The following is a 24655-nucleotide window of genomic DNA, read 5'->3' as shown; positions in this document are numbered from 1 at the left end:
TTTACCTTGTTGATGTAGCATTAACCAACATTAGGTTGACTTTATTTCACCGGATACGCTTTCGTAAAGCAATAGTTAGCTGATATTCTACCACACTATGAGCAAAACACACTTGACCGAACAGAAGTTTTCCGACTTCGCCCTGCACCCGCTTGCAGTGGAAGCCCTTGAAAAAAAAGGCTTTCATTACTGCACTCCTATTCAGGCATTGGCATTGCCAATCACGCTCGCTGGGCGTGATGTTGCAGGTCAGGCGCAAACCGGTACCGGCAAGACGCTGGCTTTTCTAGCGTCTACTTTCCATTATCTGCTTTCTAACCCTGCCGCTGAGGGTCGTCAGACCAATCAACCGCGTGCTTTAATCATGGCACCCACGCGCGAACTCGCTGTACAAATTCACTCTGATGCTGAAGCATTGTCTGAATCCACCGGGCTGAAACTGGGCCTGGCTTACGGCGGTGACGGCTACGACAAACAGCTGAAAGTGCTGGAAAGTGGTGTTGATATTCTCATCGGTACCACTGGCCGTCTGATTGACTACGCCAAACAAAATTATATCGATCTCGGTGCAATTCAGGTTGTCGTCCTCGACGAAGCCGACCGCATGTTTGATCTCGGTTTTATTAAAGATATTCGCTGGTTGTTCCGCCGTATGCCACCCGCGACTCAGCGCCTTAATATGCTGTTCTCCGCCACCCTCTCTTACCGTGTAAAAGAGCTGGCGTTCGAGAATATGAACAACGCCGAGTCGATTGAAATCGAACCGGAACAAAAAACGGGTCACCGCATTCAGGAAGAGCTGTTCTACCCTTCGAACGAAGAAAAAATGCGCCTGCTGCAGACGCTGATTGAAGAAGAATGGCCAGATCGCTGCATTATCTTCGCTAACACTAAACACCGCTGTGAAGACGTCTGGGGCCATCTGGCTGCCGATGGTCACCGTGTTGGTTTGCTGACCGGCGATGTGCCGCAGAAAAAACGTCTGCGCGTACTGGAAGACTTTACTAAAGGCGCACTGGATATTCTGGTGGCGACCGATGTTGCCGCGCGCGGATTACACATCCCTGCGGTCACTCACGTCTTCAACTATGATCTGCCTGACGACTGTGAAGACTACGTTCACCGTATTGGCCGTACCGGCCGTGCTGGCTTAAGCGGTCACTCCATCAGCCTCGCCTGTGAAGAGTATGCGCTGAACTTAACCGCGATCGAAACCTACACCGGCCACAGTATTCCGGTTAGCCGTTACAACAGCGATGCCCTGCTCGATGGATTACCTGCGCCAAAACGTCTGGCGCGCGCGCGCAGCGGCAACGGCCCGCGCCGTAACGGGAATAGTTCATCTTCGCGCCGCAGCAGCAGTGCGCCTCGCAGCAACCGTAAGCGTACGGGCTGATATTATGCTGAGCTCCACCTCACTCTACGCAGCGATTGATCTGGGTTCGAACAGCTTTCATATGCTGGTTGTCCGTGAGGTGGCCGGCAGTATTCAGACGCTGGCAAAAATCAAACGTAAAGTACGTCTGGCTGCAGGTCTTGATAAACAAAACCTGCTTTCTCAGGAAGCCATGCAACGCGGCTGGCAATGCCTGAGGTTGTTCTCGGAACGTCTGCAAGATATTCCGCGTGAACAAATCCGGGTGGTGGCAACCGCCACATTACGTCTGGCCAGCAATGCCGATGAATTCCTGCAAAAAGCGCTGGAGATCCTCGGTTGCCCAGTGCAGGTGATTGCCGGTGAAGAAGAAGCCCGCCTCATCTATCATGGCGTGGCCCATACCACGGGTGGCCCGGATAAACGTTTAGTGGTCGATATTGGCGGCGGCAGCACGGAATTAGTCACCGGTATTGGCGCACAGGCCACCACACTTATCAGCCTATCGATGGGGTGTGTGACCTGGCTGGAGCGCTATTTTGGCGACCGCAATCTGGGTAAAGAGAATTTCGAACAGGCTGAACAAGCCGCCCTCGAAATGATCACACCGGTTGCGCCTGAGTTGCTGGCGAACGGCTGGCAAATCTGCGTTGGCGCTTCTGGCACCGTGCAAGCATTGCAGGAGATCATGGTCGCCCAAGGTATGGACGAGCGGATCACGCTTCCCAAACTGCAACAGCTCAAACAACGCGCTATTCAGTGCGGAAAACTGGAAGAGCTCGAGATCGAAGGACTGACGCTCGAACGTGCACTGGTTTTCCCAAGCGGCCTTTCCATCCTGATCGCTATCTTCAAAGCCCTGAATATCGAAACCATGACCCTCGCCGGCGGTGCGCTGCGTGAAGGTTTGGTGTACGGAATGCTGCATTTACCCATTGAACAGGATATCCGCCAGCGTACGCTGCGAAATTTACAGCGCCGCTACCTGCTCGACAGCGAACAGGCCTCACGCGTGGCGCAACTGGCCGAGAATTTCTCACAGCAGGTTTCAGGCGTCTGGCAGTTGGATGCACGTGCCCGCGAATTGCTGAACAGCGCCTGCCTGATCCACGAAATTGGTCTGAGCGTAGACTTCAGACAGGCTTCTCATCACGCTGCCTACCTGATCCGTCATCTGGATTTACCCGGTTTTACCCCGGCACAGAAAAAGTTGCTGGCGACACTGTTGCAGAATCAAAGCAATGCGCTTGATCTGCCTTTGCTCAGTCAGCAAAATGCCGTCCCGCCACGTCAGGCACAGCGTTTATGCCGCATTTTGCGACTGGCGATTATTTTTGCCAGCCGTCGCCGGGATGACACGCTGCCTGCGGTCCGCCTGCGCGCTAACGAAGACGACCTGAATGTGATTGTGCCGCACGGCTGGCTGGAACAGCATCCGCTTCGGGCCGAAGAGTTAGAACAGGAAAGCCACTGGCAAAGTTATGCCCACTGGCCGCTGTACATCGAAGAGAGCGGTAAATAAGGCACAAGTTTTCATTTCGAACTCAGTATCAGGGCGACTTCATGGTCGCCCTTTTTTATGACACTGTTCTATGGCGCTGTTTCGCTACTTTTTGGCTTTCGCCAGCTGTTCACGAATCTTTTCGAGATGGCTCTGCCCTTTGACCATTCTTTCCTGCGGGCTGACCACTTTGCGCTCAGACTCCCATTCCAGATCATCCTGCGGTAACTCCAGCAGGAAGCGGCTCGGTTCCGGGCGGAGCATTTCACCGTACTGGCGCCTTTCGCGGCAGAGCGTAAAGAACAGTTCTTTTTGCGCTCTGGTGATCCCCACATAGGCCAGACGACGCTCTTCATCAACATTGTCTTCGTCAATGCTGCTTTGGTGCGGCAGCAGCCCCTCTTCCATTCCGACTAAAAAGACATACGGGAACTCCAGCCCCTTGGAGGCATGGAGCGTCATCAACTGGACCTGATCCAGCTCTTCGTCGCTCTCGCCACGTTCCATCATGTCGCGCAGGGTAAAACGCGTCACCACCTGAGTCAGCGTCATGGGCTCATCAAGATCAGTCCCTTCGAGCATTTCCGTCATCCAGCTAAATAGCTGGTTAACGTTTTTCATGCGCATTTCGGCAGCTTTAGGGCTTGGCGAGGTTTCAAACAACCAGCTTTCGTAATCCACGCCGTGGATCAGATCCCGCACCGCAGCAACCGGCTCCCGCTCAACGCGGTCAGCAATCGTGCCCATCCAGTGCGTGAAACGCTGCAACGACTCCAGGCCTCGCCCCGTCAGGTACTGGCTCAAACCGAAATCCGAACTGGCTTTGAACAGACCTTTATTGCGCTGATTAGCCCACTCCCCCAGCTTTTGTAACGTGGCCGCGCCTATCTCACGGCGTGGCGTATTGACGATGCGCAGGAAGGCGCTGTCATCATCGGGATTAGTTAGTACACGCAGGTATGCCAGCAAATCTTTGATTTCAGGCCGAGAGAAGAACGACGTTCCGCCAGAGATACGATACGGAATACGGTTTTGCATCAGCATCTTTTCAAACAACCGCGACTGATGGTTACCGCGATAGAGGATCGCGTAGTCGCCGTAATCAGTTTTATTCATAAAGTGATGCGCGATAAGCTCACCGACCACCCGTTCAGCCTCGTGGTCTTCATTATTGGCGGTGATCACCTTGAGTGCTTCGCCGTAGCCCAGCTCGGAGAACAGACGCTTTTCGAAAACATGGGGGTTATTGGCAATCAGAATGTTGGCCGCTTTCAGGATCCGTTGCGAAGAGCGATAGTTCTGCTCAAGCTTGATCACCTGGAGGGCGGGGAAATCTTCTTTCAGCAACACCAGATTCTGCGGACGGGCACCGCGCCAGGAGTAAATCGACTGGTCATCATCGCCCACCACGGTGAAACGCGCGCGGTTACCCACCAGCAGTTTTACCATCATGTACTGGCTGGTGTTGGTATCCTGATATTCATCCACCAGCAGATAACGCAGCTTGTTCTGCCAGCGTTCGCGTACCTCTTCATTGCGCTGCAACAACAGCGTCGGCAGCAGAATCAGGTCGTCGAAATCAAGAATATTACAGGCACGCATATGGTCGTGATACAGACCGTAGCAGTGCGCAAAGATCTTATCGCGTTCGGATCGAGCAACGTTGGCCGCCGCGGAAGGATCGATCAGATCATTCTTCCAGTTAGAGATCGTCGAGATCAACTGCTGTAACAACGTCTTGTCCTGTTCCAGCCAGGTTTCACTCAGCTCTTTTAACAGCGCCAGCTGGTCCTGGTCGTCAAACAGGGAGAAGTTCGACTTCATGCCCAGCGCCACGTACTCTTTTTTGATGATCTCCAGACCCAAAGTATGGAAGGTAGAAATCAGTAATCCACGCGCCTCTTTGCGCCCGAGGGTCTGTGCCACACGCTCTTTCATCTCGCGCGCGGCTTTGTTGGTAAAGGTCACGGCGGCAATATGACGCGCCTGATAACCACATTGACGGATCAAGTGTGCGATTTTATTGGTGATAACCCGGGTTTTACCGGATCCGGCACCGGCCAGAACCAGACAGGGCCCGGTAACGAATTCGACGGCGTGTTGTTGGCTGGGGTTTAATCGCATGGCGTAATTTTGCTCACTTGATGGACAAGGACGGCGATTGTAGCAGAAAGCGCAGGTGAGATTGACAGGCTTTACGGCGCAATTTGTTGTGTCTGGAATGCAGGCCGGAGTCCACATGCGCAGTTGCAAATGTTACATTAGCCCACTGGAATACATCTCGATAAAAGGTCTCAATCATGGCAAAAACTGCAGCAGCAATGCATATCCTTGTTAAGGAAGAAGAACAGGCGAATGAAATCCTGGCCCAGTTGAAGAACGGCGGCGATTTCGAAAAGCTGGCAAAAAAACACTCAACCTGCCCGTCAGGCAAGAAAGGCGGTCATTTAGGCGAATTCAAGCAGGGCGCAATGGTTCCTGCGTTCGATAAAGTGGTGTTTTCTGCACCGCTGATCGAGCCACAAGGCCCGCTGCACACTCAGTTTGGTTACCACATCATTAAGATCCTGTACCGCAACTGAGTTTATGTTTCGACGCAGTAAAAAAGAAAGGGCACCGCATTTTCATGCAGTGCCCTTTTTAATTCTATTTCTTACCGCCGTTTTAACTCATTAACTCGCTACAGCAATGCGCTTCATATCTGTCATGTAGCCGCGCAGCTTGTGGCCTACTGCTTCGATCGGGTGGTTACGGATGGCTTCGTTAACGTCACGCAGCTGCGCGTTATCAACGTTAGTGCCTGCAACAGATTTGCCCAGATCGCCTGCCTGCAGCGTGGTCATGAACTCTTTCAGCAACGGCACTGCTGCGTTAGCAAACAGGTAGTTACCGTATTCAGCCGTGTCAGAGATAACCACGTTCATTTCATACAGACGCTTACGTGCAACAGTGTTAGCGATCAGCGGCAGCTCGTGCAGTGATTCGTAGTAAGCAGACTCTTCGATGATCCCGGCGTCAACCATGGTTTCGAAGGCCAGTTCAACGCCCGCTTTCACCATCGCGATCATCAGAACGCCGTGGTCGAAGTATTCCTGCTCTGCAATTTTTCCTTCGAACTGAGGTGCATTCTCGAACGCAGATGCGCCGGTCTCTTCACGCCAGGTCAGCAGATTTTTATCGTCGTTTGCCCAGTCAGCCATCATACCGCTGGAGAATTCACCAGAGATGATGTCATCCATGTGTTTCTGGAACAGCGGAGCCATGATGCCTTTCAACTGCTCGGACAGTGCATAAGCACGCAGTTTCGCCGGGTTGGACAGACGGTCCATCATCAACGTGATACCGCCTTGCTTCAGCGCTTCGGTGATGGTTTCCCAGCCGAATTGCAGCAATTTTTCTGCATAAGCTTCGTCAACACCGTCAGCCACCAGTTTATCGAAGCACAGCAGAGAACCTGCCTGCAACATGCCACACAGAATAGTTTGCTCACCCATCAGGTCAGATTTAACTTCTGCAACGAAAGAAGATTGCAGAACGCCGGCACGGTGACCACCAGTTGCCGCAGCCCAGGCTTTAGCAATCGCCATGCCTTCGCCTTTCGGGTCATTTTCCGGGTGAACGGCGATCAGCGTCGGAACACCGAAGCCACGTTTGTACTCTTCACGCACTTCAGTACCCGGACATTTTGGAGCAACCATCACAACGGTGATGTCTTTACGGATTTGCTCGCCCACTTCAACGATGTTGAAACCGTGGGAGTAACCCAGGGTAGCGCCGTCTTTCATCAGTGGTTGAACCGCTTTAACCACGGCGCTGTGCTGTTTGTCAGGCGTCAGGTTAACCACCAGGTCTGCCTGTGGGATCAGTTCTTCGTAGGTACCGACTTTGAAGCCGTTTTCAGTCGCTTTGCGCCATGAAGCACGCTTCTCAGCAATCGCTTCGGCACGCAGGGTGTAGGAAACGTCCAGACCGGAGTCACGCATGTTCAGGCCCTGGTTCAGACCCTGTGCGCCACAGCCGACAATCACCACTTTTTTACCTTTGAGGTAGCTGGCTTCATCGGCGAATTCATCGCGGCCCATGAAGCGGCATTTGCCCAATTGTGCCAGCTGCTGGCGCAGGTTTAAGGTGTTGAAATAGTTAGCCATGGTAATACTCCGTTCTTCGAGGTGAGGATGCTGTTATTTTTTGTTTCACCGGGTCTGCCGGTGAACGCCGTGAAATCACTATATGTCATGTATTGCGTTGCTTAAATTGATATATTGAGAAGATGACGTTGCGAATTATGCAACATACTTATTTCTCTTAAATCTGGATAACTCGGTCATGGATCTGCGTGATTTAAAGCTCTTTCTGCATCTGGCTGAAAGCCGTCATTTTGGACGCTCATCGAAGGCCATGCATGTCAGCCCGTCGACCCTTTCACGCCAGATCCAGCGGCTCGAAGAGGAGCTCGGGCAGCCGCTGTTTCAGCGTGATAACCGCACCGTGCAACTGACCGGCGCGGGTGAACATCTTAAAACCTTTGCCCAGCAGACGTTGTTACAGTACCAGCAACTTCGTCATTCGCTAGGCCAGCATGGTCCTTCGCTGAGCGGTGAACTGCGCTTGTTCTGCTCGGTGACGGCCGCCTACAGCCATCTTCCACCGATCCTTGACCGTTTCCGGGCGCAGCATCCGCTGGTTGAAATCAAGCTGACCACCGGTGATGCCGCCGATGCGGTCGAAAAAGTGCAATCCACCGAGGCGGATTTAGGCATCGCCGGACACCCGGAAACCCTGCCGTCCAGTGTGGATTTCACCAAGATCGGCGAAATTCCGATGATCCTGATAGCCCCTTCGCTGCCCTGCGCCGTACGCACGCAAACCAGTGAAGCCAGTCCCGACTGGTCGCAGATTCCGTTTATCCTGCCAGAGCATGGCCCGGCGCGAAAACGCATCGACATCTGGTTCAAACGCAACCGTCTGTCGAACCCGCTGATTTACGCTACGGTATCCGGCCACGAGGCCATTGTGTCAATGGTGGCGCTGGGCTGCGGTATCGCGCTGCTGCCCGACGTGGTGCTGGAGAACAGCCCGGAACCAGTGCGTAACCGCATTACCGTACTCGACAACGTCACCCTTGGCGCACCGCTGGAGCTTGGCGTCTGCGTGCAGAAAAAACGCCTGAACGAGCCGCTGATAGATGCGTTCTGGCAACTGTTATAGCGCGTATTTACGACAAAACGATGGCAAAGAAAAAGGGCCCATGTGGGCCCTTCAGTTTCCTATCCCGCGAGGAAGAAGCGGAATGCCGGATTATCACTCTCGTTGTGGCAGTCGAAGCCCAGAGCAGAAAGGTTTTTCTCAAACTCCGGTTCCTGATCGGTCAGTTCGAAAGCGGCCAGAACGCGGCCGAAATCGGTGCCGTGACTGCGGTAGTGGAACAGCGAAATATTCCAGTGTGTGCCCAGCGTGTGCAGGAATTTCAGCAGCGCCCCCGGTGATTCAGGGAACTCGAAACTGTAAAGCCTTTCACGTAACGGCTTGCTCGGACGCCCGCCAACCATATAGCGCACATGTAATTTCGCCATTTCGTCATCGGACAAATCTACCACCTGATAACCGCCGTTGTGCAGTTCATCGATGATCTCTTTGCGCTCAGCATGACCGCGCGTCAGACGTACTCCGACAAAAATGCAGGCACTTTTATCGTCGGCATAACGATAGTTGAACTCGGTCACTGACCGTCCGCCAAGCAGCTGGCAAAACTTCAGAAAGCTGCCCTTTTCTTCAGGAATGGTCACAGCTAACAGGGCTTCACGCTGCTCCCCTAATTCACAACGCTCTGAAACATAACGTAAACCGTGGAAATTGACGTTGGCACCCGAGAGCACATGCGCCAGACGTTCGCCCTGAATGTTGTGCTGCTGAACGTATTTTTTCAGCCCGGCCAAGGCCAGCGCCCCGGAAGGCTCGGCAATAGCGCGCACATCTTCAAACAGGTCTTTCACTGCGGCGCAAATAGCGTCACTGTCGACGGTGATCACATCATCAAGATATTCGCGGCACAGACGGAATGTTTCGTTACCGATACGCTTAACCGCCACACCTTCGGCAAACAAACCCACTCGCGCCAGATCAACCGGTTCACCGGCGTCCAGCGCAGCACGCAGACAAGCAGAGTCTTCGGCTTCAACACCTATCACCTGAATCTGCGGCATCAGCTGTTTGATCAAAACGGCAACGCCCGCTGCCAGACCCCCACCGCCGACCGGTACAAATACCCGGTCGAGATGCGCGTCCTGTTGCAGCAGTTCCATCGCCAGCGTGCCCTGCCCGGCAATGACGGCCGGGTGGTCAAACGGAGGCACAAAGGTCATGCCCTGCTGCTGTGAAAGCTCGATGGCTTTGCCTTTGGCTTCATCGAAATTCGCGCCGTAGAGCATGACTTCGCCGCCAAAATTACGCACGGCATCCACTTTGATGTCCGCCGTGGCAACCGGCATGACGATCAGGGATTTAATGCCTTTTTTGGTGGCTGAGAGCGCCACACCCTGTGCGTGATTACCGGCCGACGCGGTGATCACGCCGCGTGCGGCCTGCTCTTCGGTCAGACTGGCAATCATCGAATAGGCACCGCGCAGTTTAAAGCTATGAACTGCCTGGCGGTCTTCCCTCTTCACCAGAATGGTGTTGCCCAACCGGGTGGAGATCTTTTCCATGACCTGCAAAGGCGTAACCTGCGCCACTTCATAAACCGGTGCCCGCAGCACAGCGCGGAGATATTCCGCGCCACACGGCTGGTCGGGTAGAGGTTGTGATACCGCCATGGCCGTTAGCCTCCCAGCTTGGACTTGTCGCGAACGGCGCCTTTGTCGGCACTGGTCGCCAGCATTGCGTAAGCACGAAGCGCGTAGGAGACTTCACGCACACGGTTTTTCGGCGTCCACGCCTGATCACCGCGGGCCTCTTCTGCTGCATGACGCGCAGCCAGTTCGGCTGCCGGAACGTCCAGCACCATGCTGCGGTTTGGAATGTCGATGTCGATAAAGTCGCCATCTTCAACCAGCGCAATCATGCCGCCGCTGCCCGCCTCCGGAGAAACGTGGCCGATAGACAGACCGGAAGTGCCGCCGGAGAAACGACCGTCGGTGATTAGCGCACACGCTTTGCCGAGCCCCATGGATTTCAGATACGTGGTCGGATACAGCATTTCCTGCATGCCCGGACCGCCTTTTGGCCCTTCGTAACGGATAACCACCACGTCACCGGCAACCACTTTGCCACCGAGGATTGCGCTTACTGCGTCGTCCTGGCTTTCGTACACTTTGGCCGGACCACGGAAAATAAGATTATCTTTATCCACACCTGCGGTTTTAACGATGCTGCCCGCTTCGGCAATGTTGCCGTACAGCACGGCCAGACCGCCTTCCAGACTGAACGCATTGTCCAGCGAACGGATACAGCCTTCGGCCCGGTCGTCATCCAGCGTGTCCCAGCGGCAATCCTGTGAGAACGCCTGCGTGGTACGGATACCGGCCGGACCGGCGCGGAACATTTTTTTCACGGCTTCATCTTTGGTCAGCATGATGTCGTACTGATTCAATGTTTCAGTCAGGCTCAGGCCAAGGATGTTTTTGACGTCGCGGTTCAGCAGGTTCGCACGATCCAGTTCGCCCAGAATTGCCAGTACGCCACCGGCGCGGTGAACGTCTTCCATATGATATTTCGGGGTGCTCGGTGCCACTTTGCACAGGTGCGGTACGATGCGGGACAGACGGTCGATATCCGTCATATCGAATTCGATTCCGCCTTCCTGCGCCGCTGCCAGCAAGTGCAGAACGGTGTTGGTCGAGCCGCCCATCGCGATATCCAGGATCATGGCGTTTTCAAATGCTGCTTTGCTGGCGATGTTGCGTGGTAACGCGGTTTCGTCGTCTTTTTCGTAATAGCGTTTGGTCAGTTCAACGATGCGGCGACCGGCGTTCAGGAATAATTCTCTGCGGTCAGAGTGGGTGGCCAGCAGTGAACCATTACCCGGCTGAGACAGGCCCAGCGCTTCGGTCAGACAGTTCATGGAGTTGGCGGTGAACATACCAGAACACGAGCCGCAGGTCGGGCAGGCGGAGCGTTCGATCTGCTCGCTGTCGGCGTCGCTGACGTTCGGGTTGGCGCCCTGAATCATGGCATCAACCAAATCGAGTTTGATGATTTTGTCAGACAGTTTGGTTTTACCTGCTTCCATCGGGCCGCCGGATACGAAAATCACCGGAATATTCAGACGCAGTGACGCCATCAGCATTCCCGGGGTGATTTTGTCGCAGTTGGAAATACAGACCATGGCGTCGGCGCAGTGCGCGTTCACCATGTATTCCACCGAGTCAGCGATCAGTTCGCGTGAAGGCAATGAATACAGCATGCCGCCATGACCCATGGCAATACCGTCATCCACAGCGATGGTGTTGAACTCTTTCGCCACGCCGCCTGAGGCTTCGATCTGTTCAGCAACCAGTTTACCCAGATCGCGCAAGTGAACGTGTCCCGGCACGAACTGGGTAAAGGAGTTTACGACAGCAATAATGGGCTTACCGAAATCATCATCGGTCATCCCGGTGGCGCGCCATAATGCGCGGGCGCCAGCCATGTTGCGGCCATGAGTCGTGGTATGGGAACGGTACTTAGGCATGCTCTATTCACTCCAAATCAAGTCGATGTGCAGGTGACGCAATCGCCGCCTGCTGGATTTCTTATTTATCCTAAATCATTCGGGCTGCATCAAGGCGGCAACTGAATGAATCCCCGGGAGCTTACTCAGGTAAGTGATCGGGGTGAATGAGGGCAGCCAACGCAGAGGCGGCCCGAAGGATGACGGGTAAAATTATTGCGGGTTGATTGGATCCAACCAACCCCATTTGTCTTCGGTTTTACCTGTAAACAGCCCGAAGAATGCATCCTGAATTTGTTTGGTGATCGGACCGCGTTTGCCGATACCAACCTGAATGCCGTCAACGCTGCGCACCGGAGTAATTTCAGCCGCCGTGCCTGACATAAACACTTCATCGGCCAGATAGAGGGATTCGCGTGACAGAACCTGTTCGCGAACTTCCAAGCCCATATCTTTCGCCAGTTTGATGATCGCATCGCGGGTGATGCCTGGCAGTGCAGAAGAGGTGAACGGCGGTGTAAACAGAATGCCTTCCTTCACTTCAAACAGGTTCTCGCCGGCACCTTCGGAAACATAACCGTGGATGTCGAGTGCAATCCCTTCCTGATAACCGTGGCGGCGTGCTTCGCTGCCCACCAGCAGTGAGGAGAGGTAATTACCACCGGCTTTTGCGGCAGTAGGAATGGTGTTGGCTGCAACGCGGTTCCATGAGGAAACCATCGCGTCGATACCCTGCTCCAGCGCTTCTTCACCCAGATACGCGCCCCATGGGAAGGCGGCGATGATCACATCAGTTTTGTAGCCGTCTGGCGGGTTTACGCCCATTCCGACATCGCCAACAAACACCAGCGGACGGATGTAAGCACTCACCAGTTTATTAGTGCGCAGAGTTTCGCGGCAGGCTTCCATCAGCTCATCAACGCTCTGCGTTACCGGCATACGGTAGATTTTTGCTGAATCACGCAGACGCTGCATGTGTTCACGGTGACGGAACACCACCGGCCCTTTGTGGGAGTCATAGCAACGGACGCCTTCAAAGACTGAGGTGCCGTAATGCAGCGCGTGTGACATTACGTGAACTTTAGCTTCCGCCCAAGGAACCATCTCTCCGTTGAACCAAATGAAATCAGCTTTCTTCGTCATTCTCTCTATTCCTTTACTCACGCATTCGCGCGTATTTGTTGTGATGTGTGTTGTTGGATCTCGACGCAGGCGACATCCATCAATTTGCTTAACTGTGAAGACAGTAAATCTACAGACCGCAGGCTGGCAACGGTCAATTCAATATTTATATTTTCCGCGTTGACCATCGGACTCATATTCATCGCGCACACCTGGAAACCTCGGTGGCGCACTACGCGCAATACGCGCTCTAACATTTCAGGGCGAAAACGCGCCTGGATTGAGAGGTTATGCTGCATCATGACATTTTCTCCAACATGGTTTCGTTGCCAGCGCCCGGTGGAACCAGGGGCCAGACGTTCTGGCTTTCATCGATGGAAACCTGAAGCAAATAAGGACCTTCGCTATTGAAGAAAGCATCCAGGGCGGCGTCGACTTGATCTTTTCGGCTGATACGTTGGCCGGGAATATCAAATGCACTGGCCAGCGTGACAAAATCGGGGTTATCGGAAAGGTTAGTTTCACTGTAGCGACCATCAAAAAACAGCTCCTGCCACTGCCGCACCATCCCTAACCGCTGGTTATCCAGCAACAGGATTTTTACCGGTAACTTTTTTCGTTTGATGGTGCCCAGTTCCTGAACGTTCATCATGAAAGAGCCATCGCCCGAAACACAGATAACCATGTCATCCGGACGTGCAACCTGTGCGCCTACGGCGGCAGGAATGCCAAAACCCATAGTGCCCAGACCACTGGAAGTGATGAAGTTTTCAGGGCGGGTGAACTGCATGTGCTGGGCTGTCCACATCTGATGCTGGCCCACATCGGTGGTCACCACGGTGTCAGCCGCTTTGCGGTCAGAAATTTGTTTCAGCAGCAACGGGGCAAAAATCGCCTCTCCCGGATGGTCATATTGCCATTCGCCCTGGGCTTTCAGTGTCATCACGTGGTCACGCCATGCGTGGATCGACAGCGGCTGTTTCAGCGCAGATAATAACGTTCTCAGGTCCCCCTGCAAGGCCACATGCGCCCGACGCAATTTGTTCAGTTCAGCCGGGTCAATATCCATATGGATAACCGCCGCATCCGGGGCGAAGGTATTCAGCTTACCGGTCACGCGGTCATCAAAACGCGCACCGACGGCGATAAGTAAATCGCACGCCTGCACCGCCAGATTCGCCGCTTTGGTACCGTGCATACCGAGCATGCCCAGATAGCAAGCGTCGCTGGCATCCGGCGCGCCCAGCCCTTTCAGCGTCGCAACGGCAGGAATGCCTGTGGCCTGGATAAAATCCCGCAGCGCAGGTACTGCCTGAGCGATGCCCACGCCGCCGCCGACATACAGCATCGGTTTTTGTGCAGCAGCAATCATCTCAAAAGCCTGTTGCAATTCAGCGGCGGGATGCGGGAACTGCTCTTCAACAGCCAGCAGATGCGGTGGCAGTTCGCCGGTAGCCAGTTGGATATCTTTTGGAATGTCGATCAGAACCGGACCGGGACGTCCGCTGCTGGCGATAGCAAAGGCTTCGGCCATGATTTCCGGCAGCGCCTCCAGCGATTCAACCAGAAAACTGTGTTTGGTACAGGCCAGTGATAAGCCCAATACGTCGATTTCCTGGAAGGCATCAGTGCCAATGAAGGCTGAACTCACCTGACCGGTGATAGCCACCAGCGGTACGGAATCCATTAAGGCATCAGCCAGACCGGTTATCAGATTGGTCGCACCGGGGCCTGAAGTGGCAATACACACACCGACTTTACCGGTTGAACGGGCATAACCAATGGCCGCCATCGCAGCACCTTGCTCATGACGGCACAGTAGGTGTTCCACGCCGCCGTCATACAACGCATCGTATACCGGCATTATTGCTCCGCCCGGGTAGCCGAAAACCATATCGACACCCTGTGCCCGCAATGCTTGTACTACCCACTGTGCTCCGTTCATCATTATCCCCCTGCCTTTTCCGGTTCTTTGCAGAATATTATGCTGTTGCTCATTTTCTGTTCCCGCCTCAAATTATACTGACCAAAAAAAACCCCCGGACCTTTCGGTGCGGGGGTTCTTTTCAGGTTCAGGCTTGTTTAATAAGCCTTTCTTCGTCCAAGTGCAGCCCCGCACGGTGGGATAATAATCACCACCACGCTAATCACGACTAGGCTAAGTACGAGGAGAAGGGCTTTCATTTTTGGTTTCTTCAATTCTTCATTACGAACGATTGCCTACAGAGTTATCACAGTTAGATATTTAATGACAACACTTTTCTTACGTTATTATCTGTAGCCTGCTCATCATTAACGCGAAAATAATGAACAAAATCAGGTACTGGAACGCATTTCTGTCGCTGATGATTTTGTTGCCCCATTGATCACTTTTCCACGCGTATCCCGACCAAATGAAACCAATACGGCAATCACGATAGCTACCGTACCTGCCACCCATGCCATCGCTAAACCATAGTTATGACCGTGGCTTTCAGCAATGTAAGCCTGCAAAGTGGCATTCACCGACGCCAGCAGATTCCCCAGCTGATAAACGAACCCCGGCAGCACGGCGCGGGTGTTAGCAGGCACCAGTTCAGTAAGATAAGAAGGCACTACGCCCCATGCGCCCTGAACCATGAATTGCATCAAAAATGCACCCAGGCCAATCGTCCAGGTTCCGCTGGAAAATGCCCATAGCGGAATCACCGGAAGTGAAAGTAAGGCCGCGATAATAATGGCTTTTTTACGACCGATGCGCTCTGACAGTGTGCCGAAGAAAATACCACCAATGATCGAGGCAATGGTATAGCCGATGGCGATCAGGCTGACGGTATGAGCATCAAAACCATGCTGAATTTTCAGGAAGGAAGGATAGAGATCTTGCGTCCCATGGCTGAAGAAGTTGAACGCCGCCATCAGAATCACCAGATAAAGGCAAAGCTTCCATTGCGATTTCAGCACCGGTAACAGCGCAGTGCTCTCTTTGCGTTCACGGGCTGCCAGCCAGACCGGAGATTCCTGTACTTTGAACCAGATAAACGGCAGCAGGAAAATCGGTACGGCACCGATAACGAACATGCCGCGCCATCCAACCATGTTGGAAAACAATCCGTAAACCACCGCCGCCAGCAGGTAACCAAAGGGGTAACCTGCCTGGAAAACGCCGGACATAAACCCACGGGAGCGGTCAGGAATCGTCTCCATTGCCAGTGAAGAGGCGACACCCCAAACGCCGCCCATCGCAACGCCATAGATCACGCGCAGAATCAGAAAAACGGTCAGTGACGGTGCGGCGGCGGTGCAAAGCTCAAACACCGAAAAGAAGGCGATGTTGACCATCAAAATCGGCTTACGGCCATACTTCTCAGCCGCGCGGCCAAATAGCAGCGCACCGATGGGTCGCACTGCGAGGGTCAGTAGAATCGCCAATGTAACTTCTTTGATATCGACGTGAAAAGCGCTGGCAATATCGCTCAGCAGAAAAACAAGAATGAAGAAATCAAAGGCATCGAGTGTCCAGCTGAGGAAGCTGGCAATAGCGACATTACGCTGTCTGGAAGTCCAACCGAACATGATGTATTTCCTGTCCCGGAAAAGTGTAGGGGTGCGCTCACTGAAGTTTCCGGCATGGACCAGAGAGGGCAGAGGAGATGTTAATCAACATCCACGAATGTTTAATTATTGTTAATATACAAATGAATTAAACACCCTCAATGAGTCGCCATCAACATGATTAGGCGGCTAATTTGTTTCCGGATCGCGCAAAGTGTTAACGGGTGTTGCCCGCCGTGCGAACTGGCTCGCAATGCGCTCCTGAAACTTCACGACCAACAAATATGATTGCGAGGATTCCTGGGAAGTACGTCTTCGCAAAAGCACCCTGACTGCCATTAAGGCATGCTGGAGTCTGAGGATTGCTTATCGCAAGGAAAAATCCATGGCATTAGCGGTGGTGTATACCCGTGCTTCACTCGGCGTTCAGGCGCCAAGCGTTTCGGTGGAAGTGCATATCAGCAACGGTTTACCGGCCCTGACGCTGGTTGGCCTGCCAGAAACTACGGTGAAAGAGGCACGGGACCGAGTCCGCAGCGCCATCATCAATGGCGGGTTTACCTTCCCTGCCAAACGAATTACCGTCAATCTCGCGCCGGCAGACCTGCCCAAAGAAGGCGGCCGCTACGACTTGTCAATTGCTCTGGCTATTCTGGTAGCTTCTGAGCAGCTTTCGGGAGATAAGCTGGGTGAATATGAGTTTCTGGGGGAATTAGGCCTGTCAGGGGCTTTACGCGGCGTAAATGGTGCTATTCCGGCAGCACTTGAAGCTCAAAAAGAAGGCCGTGTACTGATTCTGCCCAAAGATAACCAGCAGGAGATGGCGTTACTTGAAACGGGCGTGGCAAAAATCGCAGATCATCTTTTGCAGGTCTGCGCCTTCCTGCAAGGTGAGGAGAGTTTATCTGATGTTGAACGGGGTGAAGAACCTGATATCTCGGCCGACCAGCCCGATATGGGCGATATCATTGGTCAGGAACAGTCGAAGCGTGCGCTGGAAGTCGCCGCGGCGGGTGGCCACAACCTACTGCTGATTGGCCCGCCCGGCACAGGAAAGACCATGCTGGCGAGCCGCTTACCGGGGTTACTGCCGCCGCTAACTAACCAGGAAACGCTGGAAACAGCGGCGATTGCCAGTCTGGTCTACAATCCCGAAGAAGATGGGAATTTTTCCCGTAAGCGCCCTTTCCGCGCGCCTCATCACAGTACGTCAATGAGCGCTCTGGTGGGCGGCGGCTCACTGCCTCGGCCCGGCGAGATTTCGTTAGCTCATAACGGGGTTTTGTTTCTCGACGAGTTGCCGGAGTTTGAACGTAAAGTGCTGGATGCCCTGCGCCAGCCGATGGAATCCGGCGAGATCACGATTTCGCGGGCCCGCGCCAAAGTACGCTATCCCGCCAGAGCACAACTGATTGCCGCCATGAATCCCAGCCCAACAGGGCATTATCAGGGAGTGCATAACCGAACGCCTCCGCAACAAGTTTTGCGCTATCTCAGCCGCCTTTCCGGGCCTTTTCTTGATCGTTTTGATTTGTCTATCGAAGTGCCCTTGCTGCCGCCCGGCGTACTCAGCCAGCAAAGCCAGCGACAGGCATCGCGCATCAGGGAGAGCAGCGCGTTAATACGGAAACGGGTGATTGCTGCAAGAAATATTCAGCTGGTACGGGCAGGTAAAATTAACGCGCATCTGAGTAGCAGCGAAGTGGAGAGATATTGTGAGCTCAGAAAAGAGGATGCAGAGTTTTTGGAAAGTGTACTGCACAAGCTCGGATTATCGGTCAGGGCGTGGCACCGGATACTGAAAGTGGCGAGAACATTAGCCGATCTCAATAATCAGTCTATGATTGAGAAAGCCCATATTTCTGAAGCATTAAGCTACAGATGCATGGATCGGCTATTGTTAAAATTACATAAAAGCTTGGCATAAAAAAACGGGGCAATGCCCCGTTTCGTTAATCGTCGCTTTCCGTGTAGTCTTCCACCGCGTCAGCCTGCGGTTTACCGCCTGACAACGTATGGAACTTTTTAGGACGACGTGTGCGGATAATGTATTTACTCCATACCTTTTCCGCTTCAGTCACTGGTTCGCGGGTGCCGCGGCAAACCTCAAGGAAGAGCTTTTCTTCGTCGGTTGCAGGCTCGCGCTTCCCTAAGTCCAGCTCATTGAATGCAAAGCCGTAACGTTCTAGCATTTGCGCTTCTTTAATGGTGAAATCGCCATGCCGGGAGAACCCGCGAGGGTAATGTTTATTGTCAAAAAAACGATTTGTCGTGGTGAAGCTTTCCGCCATCTGACACGCTCCTAATTTACTCATGGTCGTGCTGTTATGGCGCGGAGTATTAGATAGGCTTGTTAATGTGTAAAACAAAACATTTAAATCTTAACGACAAAAAATATTGGAGATAGTTTTGGATACGGAATTACTGAAAACCTTTTTGGAGGTCAGTAGAACGCGCCACTTTGGCAGAGCAGCTGAATCCCTCTATTTGACGCAATCGGCAGTCAGTTTTCGCATCCGCCAATTGGAGACCCAACTCGGGGCAAATCTGTTCACCCGCCATCGCAATAATATTCGTTTAACGCCCGCAGGCGAGCGCCTGCTGCCTTACGCGGAAAACCTGATGTCAACCTGGCAAATGGCAAAGAAAGAGGTTGTGCGCTCTTTGCAGCACACTGAACTATCAATTGGGGCGACGGCATCGCTGTGGGAGGCTTACCTGACGCCGTGGTTGCAGGCACTTTACAGCCAGCGGGAAGCATTACGTCTGGAAGCCCGCGTAGCGCTGCGCCATTCGCTGGTAAAACAACTTCATGAAAGACAATTGGATCTTTTGATCACGACCGAGCCGCCGAAGATGGACGAGCTCTCCAGCCAGCTGTTAGGTAATTTCTCGTTACGTCTTTTTGCTTCAGATAAGCAAGATAAAACCGAACACGCACCTTATGTGCGTCTGGAGTGGGGTGCGGATTTTACTCAGCAGGAAAGCCGGGCGCAGACCAACGATCAGGAACCGGTGCTGACCACAACGTCGGCCCACCTGACGCGCCAGTTACTGGAAACAACCGGTGGCTGCGCCTATTTGCCAACACATTGGGAAAAAGAGTTCCCGCAACTGTCGGCTTATCACGACATCCCACCGGTTATCCGGCCGCTTTACGCCGTCTGGCTGCAAAACAGCGACCAGCAGGTATTGATCCGGCAGTTATTAAAAACGCCGCTTCATACCTACTTATAATCCAAAAGATCTCCCGCTCATCATCCCGGCTCAGGTCGCGGATGGCGGGCACGGCGCGCAACCCAGAATGAGCCCATGCCTTTTTGCAGGGCGATAAAGATAAACAGTAAAATACCCATCACGATTTTGGTCCACCAGGAGCTAAGCGTTCCGTCAAAGGTGATGTAAGTCTGAATCAGACCCTGGATCATAACGCCAAACAAACTGCCAAGGACAGTGCCTACGCCTCCGCTGAGCAGCGTTCCGCCAATCACAACAGCAGCAATTGCATCCAGCTCGACACCACTGGCTGCTAATGCGTAACCAGCTGATGTATAAAGTGAAAAGACGATCCCCGACAGTACAGCGAGCGTACTCGACAGCATATAAATATAAATCGTGGTGCGTCTAACAGGCACGCCCATCAGTGCTGCTGAAACGCTATTGCCACCGACGGCGTAAACGTTATTCCCAAAGCGGGTTCGGTGCGCCAGAATCATCCCAAACACCACAACCAGCAGCATGATCACTGCCAGTAATGTTAAGCGTCCGCCACCGGGCATTTTCCACGCAAAGTTCGCAAGCGTTGTATAAAGCGGATGGTCAATAGGCAGCGACTCCTCAGAAACAATGAAACTCATCCCTCGGACAAAAAACATGCCTGCCAGAGTAATGATAAAAGCGGGAAGCTTCAGCGTGTCGATGATCCAGCCCATCAGCCCGCCAAAAATCGCGCCCGCGAAGAGCACGATAACAAAGGCATAACCGGGTGCGATACCATAGACACCAATCAGCTTGGCCAATGCCAGGCCGGTAAAAGCAATCATTGACCCGACAGAAAGGTCAATCCCACCCGACAGGATGACGAACGTCATGCCCACCGCCACGATGCCGAGAAAAGCGTTGTCCGTCAGCAGATCAAAAAAGACCCGCGTCGAGGCAAAACCGGGGAACTGGGTGAAGCAATAGCCGTAACCGACAATAAAAACCAAAATTGTGATCAGCAGTGGCAGATTTCTTTTAAGCATTATTCTTTCCTCCGCCATAAGGCACTTAACGAGACCCGCGGCGACTGCACCACCAGAACGGCCAAAACAACCAGCGCTTTCAGCACAAGATTAAATTCAGGTTTGAAGCCCGACAGCAGAATACCGGTATTCATCCCCTGAATGATCAATGCGCCGATGACCGAGAGCAGCAAATTAAATCGCCCACCAAGCAATGAGGCACCGCCAATCACCACGGCGAGAATCGCGTCCAGTTCCAGCCATAATCCAGCATTATTGGCATCAGCACCGCGAATATCCGCGGTGACAATCACTCCGGCTACCGCCGCACAGACGCCGCATATGACATACACGGCAATCAGCACCAGTCTGGCGTTTACACCTGCATAGAAGGATGAACGGATGTTGATCCCCACGGACTCAATAAACAGGCCAAGTGCAGTTTTGCGGGTAAGAGCCCAGACCAGCACCAGCATCACAGCAGCAATGATCACCGGCATTGGCAGATAAAAGAATGAGCCGCTACCAAACTGTGATAGCCCGTTATGTTCAAAAGTGACGATCTGACCTTCTGTGATGAGCTGCGCAATTCCCCGGCCAGCCACCATTAACATCAGGGTGGCAACAATCGGCTGGATTTGCAGTACGGCGACCAGAAAACCATTCCATAATCCGCAGGCTGCACCTACTGCGACAGCCGCCAGAATGACCCCGGATAGCGGATATCCTTGCACGGTCATGGTCGCAGCCGTTGCCCCCGCGATAGCCATAACGGCTCCTACGGAAAGATCAATACCGCCGGTCGCAATTACCAGCGTCATGCCGATCGCTAATAACGCAACAGGCGCACCACGATTAAAAATATCCACCAGGCTGCCAAACAAGCGTCCGTCCTGAACATGGATCGAGAAAAAGCCTGGGGCCACCAGACTGTCAATCAGCAATATCGCCAGTAAAGCGCCGAACTGCGTGGCCCCTTTCGGAAATACCCATCGGACCTTACGCGGTTTTCCTGTCATCGGCAGGCTCCTGTTATTCATCGCCTTCCCCTCATTGAACCGCAATGGCTTTCATAATGGCCGGAACGGAAATTTGGTCTTGGGTAATTTCGGTAATATGACGGCGATCGCGCAAGACGACGATACGATCCGCGTAGCCCGCCAGCTCCTCCAGTTCAGAGGAGATCACCAGCAGTGCTAACCCTTCCTCGCACAGTTTTTCGATCAGGCGGATAATTTCAGCATGGGCACCGACATCAATACCGCGCGTTGGCTCGTCCAGAATTAAAAAGCGGGGATTGGTCGCCAGCCAGCGGGAAAGCAGAACCTTCTGTTGATTGCCCCCCGACAGATATTGAATCTCTTGTTCAGCACTGGGCGTACGTATACCGAGGAGTTTGATAAATTTTTCGGCGATCTGGTTCTGCTCTTTCATTGAGAGAGGGCGTAACCAGCCTCTCTGGGCCTGTAATGCCAGAATAATGTTTTCCCTGACCGTCGCCGCGCCAATAATTCCCTCAGTTTTACGATCTTCCGGGCAATAACCGAACCCCAGCTTAGCCGCCTTGCGCGGCGTGTTGATCTGGCATGTTTTGCCATCCACGCGCGCTTTGCCAGTATCGTGACTTTTGATGCCAAAAATCAGCTGCGCCGTTTCGGTACGCCCTGAGCCGAGCAACCCAGCAAGGCCGACAATTTCACCCCGCCGGACGTTCAGATCAAAATTTTCCACCATGCCACGCCGCCCGTACTGTTTAAAATCGACCAGCGGCTCTCCGGTGATCGCTCGATGCTCTCCCCGCTTGAGCAGGTTTTCGTCGAAACTGTGTCCCAGCATCATCGGTACCAGATCCATACGGGGAAGGTCACGGGTGAGTTCGCTGCCGACCAATTTACCGTTCCGTAAAACGGTGATGCGGTCGCTGATACGGTAAACCTGATCAAGAAAGTGGGTGACGAAGATCATTCCAACCCCCTGTTCACGCAGTTGCTTAAGAATATCGAGCAACATGCTGACCTCTTTGGCGTCAAGACTGGCGGTCGGCTCGTCGAGAATCAGTACCTGAGCAGAGAGGTCTACGGCGCGGGCAATGGCAACAATTTGCTGAATAGCGATGGAATAGGTAGAGAGGGGCTGACTGACGTCGAAGTTAAGGCCATAACCGGTAAGCAAATCACGAGCCTGTTGTTCCATTTTGCGTTGATTGACCAGCCCGAACCGGGTGGGTTCACGGCCGATAAACAAATTGGCCGCGACGGAAATATTCGGCAGGAGATTGACCTCTTGGTATACCGTGCCAATTCCTAACGCCTGAGCGTGGGCAGTATTGACGGGATCGATTGCCTGGCCATTGAGATGAATGGTACCGGCAGAACGTCGGTTAACACCTGTCAGTGCTTTAATTAACGTAGACTTTCCTGCGCCGTTCTCACCCAACAGCGCAACAATTTCACCACGATTTAGCGTGAAATCCACCTTCTCCAGCGCTTTCACACCGGGAAATTCAACAGACAAGCCGCGGACTTCGAGCAGGGTTTGTGGGCGTGCAATATCTGTCACGGTATCAACTCCTACAGCATTCGTCTTAGACGAAATGGGAATGAATTGTCATGATAAACGCCCGCTCAGTACACTCCCTGAGCGGGCATCTGTGGCTTAATAACCCATGTCTTTCTTCATTTCGTACTCTTTTTGCGCTGCATCCGGCAGCACTAAAGTAGATTGTGTCTGAATGAATTTTGGCGGTTGTGTGCCATCTTTTTTCATGGCGATCAGGGCATCAAAGGCAGGGCCAGCCATGTTCGGCGTGAGCTCTACTGAGGCATTGGATTCACCATTGAGCATGGCTTTGTAGATATCCGGTACGCCATCGATCGAGACGACTTTGATTTGTGAACCCGGTTTCAGGCCTGCTTCTTTAATTGCCTGGATTGCACCAATCGCCATATCGTCGTTATGGGCATAGACGGCGCAGATATTTTTGCCGTTTTGCTCAGCTTTGATGAAGCTTTCCATGACTTCTTTACCCTTGCTGCGGGTGAAGTCGCCAGACTGTGAACGAATAATTTTGACGTTAGGCGCAGCTTTCAGCGCATCGGCAAAGCCTTGTTTACGGTTTAATGCGACGCTCGCACCCACAGTTCCCTGCAACTCAACGACGTTACATGGCTTACCCGCCACTTCTTTTACCAGCCAGTCACCGGCTACTTTGCCTTCGTGTACGCTGTCAGAAGCAACAGCGGCGGTATAGAGAGAGGGGTCGCTGACTTCGATGGTACGATCAAGCAGGAAAACAGGGATCTTGGCTTCTTTCGCTTCAGTTAGAACCGGGGCCCAGCCAGTCGCGACGACCGGCGCAATGAAAATGGCATCCACACCCTGAGCAATAAAGGAGCGGATCGCTTTAATCTGGTTCTCTTGCTTTTGCTGAGCATCGGCGATTTTCAGTGTAATACCGCGTTTTTCAGCTTCCTGTTTCGACACTTTCGTTTCAGCAGAGCGCCAACCTGATTCAGAGCCGATTTGTGAAAAACCGACAACAAGAGGTGCTGCGTGTGCCATTCCACAAAATGCTGTTGCTACCGCTGCCGCTACTAATAATTTCTTGTACATGATTCGTTCCTCGCGTTGAGTCTTACGCTGTTTTTTTGCTGTCGCTTTTCGGGTACGGCTAAGACGTCTTACTAACGCGCCTTTCTTCTATTTGTTCTCTGAGACCAACAAAGAACAAAGGAGAGAGGGGTAAGTTAGATTTTTAGCGTCATAGGACGATTAGTAGTTTTAGTACAAACACAAAAAAGCAGTATGAGCGGGGTCACATACGTGTAGAACAATCATTTAGTACATGTATTCAGCTAAAAAAACACAAAAAATGAGCAGTAAAAAGACAGGATTAGGTTAATAAATGAGGTTGAAAATAGGAATGAAGAGATCGCCGAAGCAATTTTTGAACTTACATAGAAGCATAAGGGGGATTTTGGGAATCACAAAAATGAAAAAGCCCCTCGCTTTCGCGAAGGGCTTTTAAATGGCAGGGGCGGAGAGATTCGAACTCGCGACACCCGGTTTTGGAGACCGGTGCTCTACCAACTGAGCTACGCCCCTAAATTATGCTTAACATTATGCCTGCTAAAATAAGCAGGCATAATTTAATAAGTGGCGGAACGGACGGGGCTCGAACCCGCGACCCCCTGCGTGACAGGCAGGTATTCTAACCAACTGAACTACCGCTCCACCGGTTCTTTCACCTACAT

20 protein-coding genes and 2 tRNA genes are annotated in these 24655 nt (G+C 52.9%); 6 read left to right on the top strand and 16 right to left on the bottom strand.

The annotated features are described in order from the left end of the window. Positions 1 to 97 precede the first annotated feature (97 nt). Both rhlB and gppA read left to right on the top strand, forming a co-directional pair. The gene (gene rhlB / locus ACZRKO_RS20405) at positions 98 to 1396 is read left to right on the top strand and encodes an ATP-dependent RNA helicase RhlB (RefSeq protein WP_463739070.1); all 1299 of its coding nucleotides are present in this window, start codon (positions 98 to 100) and stop codon (positions 1394 to 1396) included. 4 nt (positions 1397 to 1400) lie between these two features. Then, a complete protein-coding gene (gppA, locus tag ACZRKO_RS20400) occupies positions 1401 to 2897 on the top strand; it encodes a guanosine-5'-triphosphate,3'-diphosphate diphosphatase (protein WP_463739069.1) in 1497 nt (498 codons plus the stop codon). An 84-nt stretch (positions 2898 to 2981) separates the two neighbouring features. Here gppA and rep read toward each other — a convergent pair whose 3' ends face one another. Further along, complete coding sequence (gene rep / locus ACZRKO_RS20395) at positions 2982 to 5000, bottom strand: DNA helicase Rep (protein WP_463739068.1); 2019 nt, start codon at positions 4998 to 5000, stop codon at positions 2982 to 2984. 176 nt (positions 5001 to 5176) lie between these two features. On the opposite strand from rep, the gene ppiC reads away from it, so the two are divergent. Continuing rightward, entirely contained in the window at positions 5177 to 5458 is a 282-nt protein-coding gene (gene ppiC, locus ACZRKO_RS20390; RefSeq protein ID WP_112165480.1) for a peptidylprolyl isomerase PpiC, read from the top strand. 90 nt (positions 5459 to 5548) lie between these two features. On the opposite strand, the gene ilvC is transcribed toward ppiC, so the two are convergent. Continuing rightward, the gene (gene ilvC, locus ACZRKO_RS20385) at positions 5549 to 7024 is read right to left on the bottom strand and encodes a ketol-acid reductoisomerase (RefSeq protein ID WP_463739067.1); all 1476 of its coding nucleotides are present in this window, start codon (positions 7022 to 7024) and stop codon (positions 5549 to 5551) included. A gap of 178 nt (positions 7025 to 7202) precedes the next feature. Here ilvC and ilvY point away from each other — a divergent pair, with 178 nt between their 5' ends. After that, positions 7203 to 8084: an HTH-type transcriptional activator IlvY gene (gene ilvY / locus ACZRKO_RS20380; RefSeq protein ID WP_463739066.1), complete on the top strand. Its 882-nt coding sequence runs from the start codon at positions 7203 to 7205 to the stop codon at positions 8082 to 8084. A gap of 59 nt (positions 8085 to 8143) precedes the next feature. Here ilvY and ilvA read toward each other — a convergent pair whose 3' ends face one another. The 7 genes from ilvA to ACZRKO_RS20345 form a co-directional block, all read right to left on the bottom strand. Beyond that, positions 8144 to 9688 carry a threonine ammonia-lyase, biosynthetic gene (ilvA, locus tag ACZRKO_RS20375; RefSeq protein ID WP_463739065.1) on the bottom strand — a complete coding sequence of 515 codons (1545 nt, stop codon included), beginning with the start codon at positions 9686 to 9688 and terminating at the stop codon, positions 8144 to 8146. A gap of 5 nt (positions 9689 to 9693) precedes the next feature. Next, positions 9694 to 11544, bottom strand: a complete 1851-nt coding sequence (gene ilvD / locus ACZRKO_RS20370; protein WP_463739064.1) for a dihydroxy-acid dehydratase — start codon at positions 11542 to 11544, stop codon at positions 9694 to 9696. 192 nt (positions 11545 to 11736) lie between these two features. Beyond that, complete coding sequence (locus ACZRKO_RS20365) at positions 11737 to 12666, bottom strand: branched-chain amino acid transaminase (protein WP_463739063.1); 930 nt, start codon at positions 12664 to 12666, stop codon at positions 11737 to 11739. A gap of 17 nt (positions 12667 to 12683) precedes the next feature. After that, positions 12684 to 12947: an acetolactate synthase 2 small subunit gene (ilvM, locus tag ACZRKO_RS20360; RefSeq protein ID WP_463739062.1), complete on the bottom strand. Its 264-nt coding sequence runs from the start codon at positions 12945 to 12947 to the stop codon at positions 12684 to 12686. Further along, positions 12944 to 14590 carry an acetolactate synthase 2 catalytic subunit gene (gene ilvG / locus ACZRKO_RS20355; protein ID WP_463739171.1) on the bottom strand — a complete coding sequence of 549 codons (1647 nt, stop codon included), beginning with the start codon at positions 14588 to 14590 and terminating at the stop codon, positions 12944 to 12946. The genes ilvM and ilvG overlap by 4 nt, the downstream gene beginning before the upstream one ends. Before the next feature lie 137 nt (positions 14591 to 14727). After that, positions 14728 to 14829, bottom strand: a complete 102-nt coding sequence (gene ilvL / locus ACZRKO_RS20350; RefSeq protein WP_463739061.1) for an ilv operon leader peptide — start codon at positions 14827 to 14829, stop codon at positions 14728 to 14730. A gap of 132 nt (positions 14830 to 14961) precedes the next feature. Beyond that, the gene (locus ACZRKO_RS20345; RefSeq protein WP_463739060.1) at positions 14962 to 16200 is read right to left on the bottom strand and encodes an MFS transporter; all 1239 of its coding nucleotides are present in this window, start codon (positions 16198 to 16200) and stop codon (positions 14962 to 14964) included. A gap of 364 nt (positions 16201 to 16564) precedes the next feature. Here ACZRKO_RS20345 and ACZRKO_RS20340 point away from each other — a divergent pair, with 364 nt between their 5' ends. Continuing rightward, on the top strand, positions 16565 to 18106 hold the full coding sequence (locus tag ACZRKO_RS20340) for a YifB family Mg chelatase-like AAA ATPase (RefSeq protein WP_463739059.1): 1542 nt from the start codon (positions 16565 to 16567) through the stop codon (positions 18104 to 18106). Positions 18107 to 18131: 25 nt separating this feature from the next. Here ACZRKO_RS20340 and ACZRKO_RS20335 read toward each other — a convergent pair whose 3' ends face one another. Beyond that, entirely contained in the window at positions 18132 to 18470 is a 339-nt protein-coding gene (locus tag ACZRKO_RS20335; RefSeq protein ID WP_463739058.1) for a MaoP family protein, read from the bottom strand. Between the two features lie 118 nt (positions 18471 to 18588). Between ACZRKO_RS20335 and hdfR the strand changes: the two genes are divergently transcribed. Then, on the top strand, positions 18589 to 19416 hold the full coding sequence (gene hdfR, locus ACZRKO_RS20330) for an HTH-type transcriptional regulator HdfR (RefSeq protein WP_463739057.1): 828 nt from the start codon (positions 18589 to 18591) through the stop codon (positions 19414 to 19416). A 20-nt stretch (positions 19417 to 19436) separates the two neighbouring features. Here the strand turns inward: hdfR and yjfF are convergent, their stop codons facing one another. From yjfF to ACZRKO_RS20300, 6 genes are all read right to left on the bottom strand, one after another. Then, positions 19437 to 20423: a galactofuranose ABC transporter, permease protein YjfF gene (yjfF, locus tag ACZRKO_RS20325; protein WP_463739056.1), complete on the bottom strand. Its 987-nt coding sequence runs from the start codon at positions 20421 to 20423 to the stop codon at positions 19437 to 19439. After that, positions 20423 to 21442 (bottom strand): galactofuranose ABC transporter, ATP-binding protein YtfT, encoded by a 1020-nt coding sequence (gene ytfT / locus ACZRKO_RS20320; protein WP_463739055.1) that lies wholly within the window; start codon positions 21440 to 21442, stop codon positions 20423 to 20425. Before ytfT ends, yjfF begins: the two co-directional genes overlap by 1 nt. Before the next feature lie 10 nt (positions 21443 to 21452). Next, positions 21453 to 22934, bottom strand: a complete 1482-nt coding sequence (gene ytfR / locus ACZRKO_RS20315; RefSeq protein WP_463739170.1) for a galactofuranose ABC transporter, ATP-binding protein YtfR — start codon at positions 22932 to 22934, stop codon at positions 21453 to 21455. 123 nt (positions 22935 to 23057) lie between these two features. After that, positions 23058 to 24014 (bottom strand): galactofuranose ABC transporter, galactofuranose-binding protein YtfQ, encoded by a 957-nt coding sequence (ytfQ, locus tag ACZRKO_RS20310; RefSeq protein ID WP_463739054.1) that lies wholly within the window; start codon positions 24012 to 24014, stop codon positions 23058 to 23060. 416 nt (positions 24015 to 24430) lie between these two features. Further along, positions 24431 to 24506 (bottom strand) — tRNA-Trp (locus tag ACZRKO_RS20305). A gap of 52 nt (positions 24507 to 24558) precedes the next feature. Beyond that, positions 24559 to 24635, bottom strand: a tRNA-Asp gene (locus ACZRKO_RS20300). Between the last annotated feature and the right edge of the window lie 20 nt (positions 24636 to 24655).

The organism is Ewingella sp. C233 (assembly GCF_055407225.1).
The sequence above is the reverse complement of the archived record's forward strand: the minus strand, read 5'-3'. Positions and strand labels throughout refer to the sequence as shown.